Origin of the sequence: Oceanispirochaeta sp. (genome assembly GCF_027859075.1) — a bacterium.
Classification (GTDB): domain Bacteria; phylum Spirochaetota; class Spirochaetia; order DSM-2461; family DSM-2461; genus Oceanispirochaeta.
This window is the reverse complement of the sequence record NZ_JAQIBL010000075.1, coordinates 1-9,002: the sequence shown is the minus strand read 5'-3', so window position 1 is coordinate 9,002 and position 9,002 is coordinate 1. Positions and strand designations below refer to the sequence as shown.

The 9,002-nt window shown below is 43.0% G+C and carries 9 protein-coding genes; 7 read left to right on the top strand and 2 right to left on the bottom strand.

The window, feature by feature from the left end; translation table 11 throughout:
• Positions 1-3: 3 nt before the first annotated feature.
• Together PF479_RS03975 and trkA are read right to left on the bottom strand one after the other, a co-directional pair.
• Positions 4-1,461: a TrkH family potassium uptake protein gene (locus PF479_RS03975; RefSeq protein WP_298002415.1), complete on the bottom strand. Its 1,458-nt coding sequence runs from the start codon at positions 1,459-1,461 to the stop codon at positions 4-6.
• 4 nt (positions 1,462-1,465) lie between these two features.
• On the bottom strand, positions 1,466-2,872 hold the full coding sequence (gene trkA / locus PF479_RS03970) for a Trk system potassium transporter TrkA (RefSeq protein WP_298002413.1): 1,407 nt from the start codon (positions 2,870-2,872) through the stop codon (positions 1,466-1,468).
• 217 nt (positions 2,873-3,089) lie between these two features.
• Here trkA and PF479_RS03965 point away from each other — a divergent pair, with 217 nt between their 5' ends.
• The 7 genes from PF479_RS03965 to PF479_RS03935 all read left to right on the top strand — a co-directional run.
• Positions 3,090-4,397: a PhoH family protein gene (locus tag PF479_RS03965; protein WP_298002411.1), complete on the top strand. Its 1,308-nt coding sequence runs from the start codon at positions 3,090-3,092 to the stop codon at positions 4,395-4,397.
• 2 nt (positions 4,398-4,399) lie between these two features.
• Positions 4,400-4,726, top strand: coding sequence for a hypothetical protein (locus PF479_RS03960; protein WP_298002409.1), 327 nt, complete (start codon positions 4,400-4,402; stop codon positions 4,724-4,726).
• 34 nt (positions 4,727-4,760) lie between these two features.
• Positions 4,761-5,003, top strand: coding sequence for a hypothetical protein (locus PF479_RS03955; RefSeq protein WP_298002407.1), 243 nt, complete (start codon positions 4,761-4,763; stop codon positions 5,001-5,003).
• A gap of 65 nt (positions 5,004-5,068) precedes the next feature.
• Positions 5,069-7,339, top strand: a complete 2,271-nt coding sequence (locus tag PF479_RS03950; protein WP_298002405.1) for a polysaccharide deacetylase family protein — start codon at positions 5,069-5,071, stop codon at positions 7,337-7,339.
• Between the two features lie 190 nt (positions 7,340-7,529).
• Positions 7,530-7,946 carry a flagellar export chaperone FliS gene (gene fliS / locus PF479_RS03945; RefSeq protein ID WP_298002403.1) on the top strand — a complete coding sequence of 139 codons (417 nt, stop codon included), beginning with the start codon at positions 7,530-7,532 and terminating at the stop codon, positions 7,944-7,946.
• 12 nt (positions 7,947-7,958) lie between these two features.
• Complete coding sequence (locus PF479_RS03940) at positions 7,959-8,372, top strand: hypothetical protein (RefSeq protein ID WP_298002402.1); 414 nt, start codon at positions 7,959-7,961, stop codon at positions 8,370-8,372.
• Positions 8,369-9,002: 5'-3' exonuclease H3TH domain-containing protein (locus PF479_RS03935; protein ID WP_298002401.1), on the top strand; the 634-nt coding region annotated here is incomplete at its 3' end. The genes PF479_RS03940 and PF479_RS03935, both read left to right, overlap by 4 nt.

Here is a 9,002-nt window from a genome sequence, read left to right as displayed (position 1 = left end):
TAATTAAAGCTTTTTCCAGAAATGAGGTATGAATAGTACCATCACCGTATAAATTTCAAGGCGTCCCATCATCATGGCCAGGCTGAGAAACCACTTAATGCCGGGCTGAAAGAAGGAATAGTTCATCGTCGGGCCGACAAGATTAAAACCCGGCCCTATATTTCCTACCGTAACAAGAGCCGTTGAAAATGAGCTGAGAATATCATAACCCCCCGCGGCAACGACAACTGTGGTTATCAGCAGTGTAAATATGTAAAGAAATACAAACCCGGTAATCACAGAAATAATATCTTTTCTGACAACCATTTTATTCAACCAGAGGTGGAATACACTCCGGGGATAGATCAACCTTTTCAGTTCTCTCACAGACAATTTAAAAAGAGTCACTATCCTGACAACCTTGATCCCCCCCCCGGTAGATCCGGCACAGCCTCCGATGAACATCATCAGAAACAATATGGTCTTACTGAAGGCTGGCCATAGGTCATAATCGGTGGTTGCGAATCCAGTGGTGGTCAGAATCGAGGCCACTTGAAAGGATGCATACTGTAAACCCTCAAAAAATCCATCATAAACATCAGTCTTTAACAGGGAAATTGTGATGGCCAGAGAAGCCGTCAGAAAAATACCAAGGTAGGCTTTCATTTCTGAATCGATGAGAATGCCTTTGATCCTGCCGGTCAACAGTTTGAAATACAAGGCAAAGTTCATCCCGGCCATCACCATGAATATGGTGATCACCCAATGGATATAAGGTGATTTATAAAAACCGACGCTTGTATTCTTCGGACTGAATCCCCCGGTGGCCATGGTTCCAAAAGTATGAGTCAGAGAATCAAAGAGGTTCATCCCTCCCAGGAGGAGGAGCATTGTTTCGAGAACAGTCAGACCAAGGTAGATAAACCAGAGAATTTTAGCCGTATGAGCAATCTTGGGAGTAATTTTATCAACCGATGGTCCCGGAGCCTCAGCCTTGAGAAGCTGAAGACCTCCAATCCCGAGGAGGGGGAAAATGGCAACTGTCAGCACGACGATTCCCATCCCTCCCAGCCAGTGAGTCAGACTCCGCCAGAATAGAATAGAGTAGGGAAGACCTTCAATGGCTGTCAGGATGGAAGCTCCTGTTGTCGTAAAGCCGCTCATGGTTTCAAAATAGGCGTCCGTATAATTGGGAATAGCACCGGAAAGGTAAAAAGGCAGGGCTCCCATGGCAGAGGAGCTGATCCAGGCCAGGCTGACCAGCATAAATCCGTCTCTGGGGCTCATGACCTTATCTCTGTTGTTCCTGGTCGCGAAGTAAATAACTGCGGCTATTGGCATAAGAACAAGGATGGGTATTAGGAAGGCCTTGAGACTTTCAGTTTCTCCATAAAAAAAGGCAATTCCTGCAGGAATCAGCATAAACAGGGATATTATGGCCAGCAGGATGACAAGGACATGAAGAATCAGTTTCATTTTCATAATTTCATCCGGAAATAAGCTTTTCGATACGGGAAACCGATTCTCTTTCAAGGATAAGGACAACATAGTCGTTGAATCCAATGACTGTATCTCCTGTCGGAATAATATCCTGACCGTTATGAGACAGAAATATGACGAGAGAGTTCTCAGGGAGTTTGAGTTCGTTTATCCTTTTACCCGCTATGGGAGAGTGTTCTTCAATCTGAAATTCAACAACTTCGAGCTTTCCCCCGGACAGGGCATGAACGTTTTTAATATTTCCTTTGCGAATGATCTTCAAAATGGAATTGACCACAGTATCATTCAGACAGACTGTAACATCCACATTCAGGTTGTGAGCCATATTTCTGTAACTGTTTCTTACCACCAGGGCCATGGCTTTATCAACACCCAGTGTTTTAGCATAGATTGCGGTTATGATATTCAATTCCTGGTTGTTGGTTGCTGTGATGATAAGATCAGTTCCGGCAAGGAATTCCTCTTCATTAAAACTGTCATCTGTCACATCGGCGTGAGTCACCAGTATCTGAGGAAACCGTTCTGCCAGTTCTTTGCAGCGTTCGTAGTCCTTCTCAATAATTTGAAGAGATTTTTTTTGCTTTTTATTAAATAGGCGGCCTAAGCGGGTTTTCCCCAGGAGGGACAGGTTGCTGTTTTCCTGACTTGTCAGTTCATCGACCACATAAGCAGAGATATGGCCCCCTCCGATAAGAGTAATCCTGTTCAGCTCCGATTTCTTTAGATCCTCCAGTTTGAAAATGGTTTCAAATCCTTTTTCTGAAGAAATGATATAGAGCTGATCTCTCTCATGGATAATTGTATCACCCGAGGGGATGATATAATTCTCATCCCTGAGAATCGCGGCTATGAGAAATGCAAAATCCATATGCTGGCGTACCGACTTAAGGCTCTGGCCTATAAAGGCGGAGAGAGGCCTGATTGTCAGGTTCCGCATCTGTAGGCTCGTGTTCTCAAAGAGCATGATGTCGCTGCGGGCACCGTGACTGACAGCATAACTGATGATCCTGGCGGCTTCTATTTCGGGATTAATAACAAAATCAATCCCCAAAAAGGAATTAGAGATCATCTTGGTCCTGGAATAGTCCAGATTTCGGACTCTGGCTATGGTTTTAACCTTCCCGAATTCAGCAGAAACGAGACCGCAGGAGATGAGATTCGTCTCATCACTGTCAGTCACACTGACAAAGATGTCCGCTTTCTGGATGCCAGCCTTGGTCAGACCTTCGAGGCTGTTCCCCTCATCATTGATGACAAGACAGTCCAGTTTGTTCGCCGCATTTCTGGCTTTTTCAGAGTCTCTCTCTATGAGAGCCACGTCCTTCTTTTCCAGTATCAATTGCCTGGCTAGCTGTGTTCCCACAAGACCGGCACCTAGTATTACAATATACATAACGACCAAAGAATACTCGCATTATTCTTCTTTTGTCAATTTGATATAAAAAATTAAAACAACGTTTTAAATATAGGAGAATTTCCTTTACACTATTTGAATAGAGATTTGCTTAATTTCCTCTATTCCCGTGAGAATCATAAAGATTGTAAAACGATTGCTACTAAAACAGAATAATTCTATAATTAAGACACATATCTAACGGGAGTTTCCATTGATGAGAGACAAGAAAAAGACCTTCGTGATAGACACCAATGTTCTGATTCATAGGCCTGATGCCATCATGTCTTTCAAAGACAGTGACATTGTTATTCCCATCTGGGTACTTGAGGAATTAGATAAACTCAAAAGCGAGCATGAAGGCCGTGGCCGGAGTGTTCGTGCAGCTCTCCGTTTCTTAAATGAGATCAGTCGTCATGGAAATCTGCAGCATGGCGTTAAGCTTGAAAATGGTGGGACTCTCAGGGTCAGCCTTGATTTTGACCGGTCTGTTGAAGAATCACTGACCTCTGCAAAAATGGATAACAAGATCATTCTTTGTGCCAAATACCTGCAGCATAAGCATCCGGATGTTTTTTTTGTTTCCAAGGATATTAATGCCAGGATAAAAGCCATTTCCATCGGTATTCATGCTGTAGACTACGAAAAGCACAAAGTCAATATCCAGTACCTCTATGATGGCTTCAGAGAACTCCATGGTGAAAAACAGGTCATGGATGAGTTAAGAAAGACCGGGGAAGCGACTCTTAAGGATGTTAATGTTTTTCCAAACCAGTATTTAGTTTTGAAAGAAAAGAGTAATTCAAAGGCTTTCCATATTGCCCGCTGGGATGCGGCATCTGGTTTGCTGAAAGCTGTAGAGTCCTCGATTGAACCGGTTCTTGGCATACGCCCTCTTAACCCGCAGCAAAGAATCGCACTGGATCTCCTTCTCAATAATGATATAAAACTTGTTACTCTTATTGGAAAAGCCGGAACCGGGAAAACTCTGCTTTCCCTGGCGGCAGGTCTGTATATTACTATGGAGGAGAAAGACTATACCAGGGTGTTATTGAGCCGACCCATCATACCAATGGGAAAGGATATCGGATATCTTCCAGGTGCAAAAAGCCAGAAAATGAGTCACTGGATGCAACCACTTTTTGATAATCTGGAATACATCATAGAGGTCGCCCACAAGCAGAATTTAAAGAGCATTGATCAGGTTCTGAATAATAAGATCATTGAGATAGAAGCTCTCACCTATATAAGAGGACGTTCTTTGCCTCGTCAATTTATCATCATTGATGAGGCACAAAATCTGAGTCCTCACGAGATAAAAACAATTGTCAGCAGGGCCGGAGAAGGAACAAAGGTTGTTCTCACCGGAGACCCTCACCAGATTGATAATCCCTATCTGGATGCAGAATCGAACGGTTTAACCTGTCTGGTTGAGGCCTTTCGGGATGTTGATATTGCTGGTCATATTACATTGGGACACTCAGAAAGAAGTCCCCTGGCAGAACTGGCATCGGAGCTATTATAATTATGGTTGAATATTCAAAAAAAGTACTTGCTGAGTTGAATCGGCTCAAAAAAATAGCCTTTAAGGCAGCTCAGGATTCAGAGTTGGAACTTTTGTACCGAGAATTTGGGAAATGGAAGAAAAAAAGAATTGGTTCCGACCGGATGGAGCAGATTATTGACGGGCATAAGGGGTTCAGGAAAGATATCCTTGAAAAACAGTATCAGGAAGACGGAGATCCTGGAATCCCGGTCGCAGATGCTCTGATCAGAGGTTTTCTGAAAAAAGACGATTTAAGCGAGGAAGCTTATAAATCTATTGAGATTTTGGTAGATCTGGTTAATATTTAAGCTATGATTTTTCAGTTTTTATTAAGGAGACCCTATGGATGAAGTAAAATTCTGCTCCTACTGCGGTAAGTTAACCGGTTCATGTTACAGTTTTTGTCCCTGGTGCGGGAAGAGTCTCGAGAATAGAACTGATATGTCACAGGTCCTGAATCAATCCATGGATAAACTCGAAAAGATTCAGTTGGAAGACCGGCTTATAGAGTTAGAGAAACTTGAAAGCTGTCTTGATCACCTGGAAGAGGAATTGGAAACCTTCCTGTCAAAAGCATCTCATTAACTAAGTTTGGGTAAATGGGATATCTTCTCTTTTTATAGGTACAACTGACCGATAATAGACAGAATATGCATAGAAAAACCATATTATTCATACTTCTAATCTTCCCATCTCTTTTGATTCAGGCTCAAAACAGAAAACTTCAGTTCTCGGATCCAGAAATCAACAAAAAAAATGAAATCATACTTTCCGTCAATAACCCTTCCACTTCGGGTGTGTCATACAAGACTCTCGTCAGGGGGAATGCGGATTCACTTCATGTTGAAGCCCTGACCCTCTATCCGGAAAGATCCTTTTATTTCCCTCTGAGAAGGGAACTGATGATTTATAATCAGTTCGGATGTTTCAGCTATGATGAGGAGATTGGAAACTGGAAGGAAAACAATTTTATCTCCTCCTTTTCCGATGGTAATCCTCTGTCTCCCCTCTCCCTGAAGCCTCTTGAAATGAGTCCGGATGGACGTTATGGAGTCTTCATTCAGGAGGACGAAGAAGGAGCCTCTCTTATCCTTTACGACCGGGAAATGGATGTTTCTTTGAGTATCACCAGCAAATTGAGACATGAATACATCGAAAAACTGGTGAAATGGTCTCCTGATTCCAAATATTTCATTTATAGACGGGGCAGAGATCTCTATTACTTTTCAATTGATCAGTATCAGGCAGGACGCATCCCTGCAGAATCTTTCCGCAGTATTGGTTTCCAGGACATACAATCGGTTCACTGGAATCCCGGAAATTATCTTTTTATCCTGAAAGACAGACTGCTCTTCAGGGTGCATAGCACGGAGTTTTTTACCAGGTCATTTTATTCTGATCCCTTCCGTAAGGGAGTTGTCTGGGGCCGCATCCCCATTGCATATGATCCTGCTTTTGATTCCCACTCCCTGGATAGGGATGGAAAGAGACTCTTTCTCCTTAAAAACGGATCTGACGGAATGATATTTTCACTGAATAATGATCCCTCCCAGAATCGGGACTTTCAGCAGGCACCGGTCCTTTACAGCTCTGTGAATACCCGGATTGAGACAGTTCTGTGGCTTCACGACGGAACTCTGCTGCTTTTTCTTCGCAACCGAAGGGATAATACAGGTCAGGTCTTGACTTACAAAGATGGGAAAGATCAGGGATTTCGGGAATTAGCATCAGGAGATATTTTTGGACTTTCTTCTGATTCCGGTGGTATGCAATTTGCACTTTTGAGATCCGGCTCAGTTGAAATCTATAATACGGCTTCTCTTACAGTCCTGAAAACTCTGATTCATCATCGAAGCCTTGCTTTTTACTGGAGGAGTGACTCCTATATCAGCGCAGGGCGTGATACAATCAGAAGAATAAATACCGATTCAGGAGTGTCCGAGAATATCGGACTCAGCCAGATCAGCCAGGCAGGTTTTTCTCTTACAGGAGAATTGTACGGTCAATGCGAAGATTTATGGTATAAATACAATGAAGCCCTGAGCTGGTTGCCTCAAAAATCCAGGGTGGAACTTGGTCCCTCAAATCTGAGTAATACTGAGTATCGAATTTACCTGGAGGAAAAGAGAGGAGGCTGGTTCGGGTCATCCCTCAAAATCAGGAATATAGAGGGATATAAAACAAGCGACTTCCTTCCTCTCTACTCTGGTGCTCAGACACGGAATGTTTCCCTTCAGCATAAAAGGGACGCGGGAAGCAATCCCTGGTATTTTGATCACGGCGCTCCTACAGATAAAAACGAGATTGCCCTGGTTCTCAATGCCGTGGATACAGCTGAAGCAGTTCCTGAGGTCCTGCGTATCCTGGAGCAATACAAAATCCCGGCGACCATTTTTATCAATGGTGATTTTATTCATGCCAATCCTGGAGAAACCAGTTTAATAGCAGAATCCGGCCACAGAGTTGGCTCCCTTTTTTATACATATTTTGACATGTCCGATCCGGAGTATCAGTTAGATAAAACCTTTTTGAAAAAGGGACTGGCCCGGAATGAAGATGATTATTTTATTGCCACGGGAAAAGAGATGGACATGCTTTGGCATACTCCTTTCTACACTATTAATGCAGCAATTCTGGATATCAGCGCTTCCATGGAGTATGTTTTTATTGGGACAGACATTCCTGTGTATGACAGGTTGAACCTCAGAAATCCTGTCGATTCATCCCGTTTTGATGTTGTAGATCAGGCTTTACAACTCCTTAACCGGGTCAAACCGGGTTCTATAATACCCTTGACCCTTGGAAAAAATCAGTCACAGGATGAATATCTTTTTCTGGTTCTGCCTATGATCATCGAGGAACTTCTCAGGCAGGGATATGAATTTGTGGATCTGCAGGAAATGATGAAAAGCAGCCGGTGACTGCTTTTAGATTTTATTCTGAAGGGAATAAAAAAGACTTAATGGGAATGACAGATTTAAGGGTTGATTTTAATGGTTAGGAATATTAGGTTTTGTACCATGGAAAAAACCATTTTTCCTCGAAAATTTTATAAAGAAAATAGTGAAATCTGCCGAGAATATACTGAAGAATCAGGGAGGCTTTTCTTACATGAATAGAAATCCGTTAAATGCCTATCATCAGACTAAAGTACGAACCGCTAGTCAGGGACGTTTGATCGTTATGCTTTATGAAGAGGCAGTGAAACAGTTGGATATTGCCTCTGAGGAAATGCAGAAAGCCGATAAAAAACTGGACAAGGTTCATAATTGTATTGTTAAGACTCAAGACATCATCACAGAACTTATGGCTTCCCTCGATTTTGAAAAAGGCGGTGAAATCGCTCAGAATCTGTATAATCTGTATAAGTTTTTCAACCAGCAGCTCCTTCAAGCCAATATGGATAAAACTCCTGAATCCCTGATTGAGATCAGAAGGATGATGTCAGAGCTCCGTGATGCATGGATATCGATTGAAGGAAAGGCCGCATCAGGACCTTCTCCCATTGGTGTCAACATCGCCGGTTAAAGGATTTTCCTGGTGGCAGTGGAGGTCTTCTGGTTCTCAAATCTGATCAGGACTCTTAATTCTGATTATTCAATATATAATTCAATCATAAAACAACTCATTCTGCTGGCTGGAAATCCCCTTAAGGCGAAACTGAGCCAGGTCCTGATCGAAGAAAAAAGACTCTCCCTTAAAATATTAAATCAGGAAAAGATTATTCGTCTCTGGCTTTCCCAAGCTCCGATTCTGAAGGAGCAGGCTGACTCAGAACTGATGGAGCTTGCAACTATCAGGCATGAATCGGCCTTCCTCCGTAGGGAAGGATGCGACACTTTGCGCTCAGGGATGATGCAGCTTGAAAAAGAAAGGCTGCGTAGCCGGGGTAAAATCTCTATCAAATCTCACAAAAAGGAAGCAGCCCCGCGGCTGATAGACATAACATTATGAAAGAAACTCTTTATCTCCTGGACGGATACAGCCTTATATACAGATCATATTTTGGATTTATCCGTTCACCCTTGCGTAACGCCGAGGGTAAAAACATTTCTGCTGTTTTCGGATTTATCCGGACCATGCTGAGCATTCTTGAAAAACGGAAAACCGAACGATTTGTGGTCCTTATGGATTCTAAAACAAAAACCTTCCGCCATGAAATGTACCCTGCCTATAAAGCGACCCGGGATAAGTCACCGGATGATCTTTTTGAGCAAATCCCGGTGATCGAAGAGATTCTTGAGCTTATGGGAATTCCTACCCTGAGGGTTGATGGATACGAAGCGGACGACCTGATGGGAACCCTGGCAGTCAAATCAAGGCAGGAAGGACGTCCCTGTTTTATCATTACAGGAGACAAAGACCTCCTTCAGTTTGCCGGGGATGGAGTAGGTATCATTAAATTTGATAATGGCAATCTCCTGGAAGTAGACCGGGAAGGTGTTTTTAATGACCGGGGAGTCTGGCCTGAGCAGATTGTTGATTATCTATCCCTGATAGGCGATTCGGCGGATAATATTCCCGGTGTTGCCGGAATTGGTCCTAAGACGGCGTCTAAACTCCTTCAGGAATATAAAACACTGG

Coding starts and splice junctions, on each gene's coding strand:
- trkA (WP_298002413.1), bottom strand. CDS start 2,872: ATGTATATTGTAATACTAGGTGCCGGTCTTGTGGGAACACAGCTAGCC.
- fliS (WP_298002403.1), top strand. CDS start 7,530: ATGAATAGAAATCCGTTAAATGCCTATCATCAGACTAAAGTACGAACC.
- PF479_RS03960 (WP_298002409.1), top strand. CDS start 4,400: ATGGTTGAATATTCAAAAAAAGTACTTGCTGAGTTGAATCGGCTCAAA.
- PF479_RS03965 (WP_298002411.1), top strand. CDS start 3,090: ATGAGAGACAAGAAAAAGACCTTCGTGATAGACACCAATGTTCTGATT.
- PF479_RS03950 (WP_298002405.1), top strand. CDS start 5,069: ATGCATAGAAAAACCATATTATTCATACTTCTAATCTTCCCATCTCTT.
- PF479_RS03975 (WP_298002415.1), bottom strand. CDS start 1,461: ATGAAAATGAAACTGATTCTTCATGTCCTTGTCATCCTGCTGGCCATA.
- PF479_RS03955 (WP_298002407.1), top strand. CDS start 4,761: ATGGATGAAGTAAAATTCTGCTCCTACTGCGGTAAGTTAACCGGTTCA.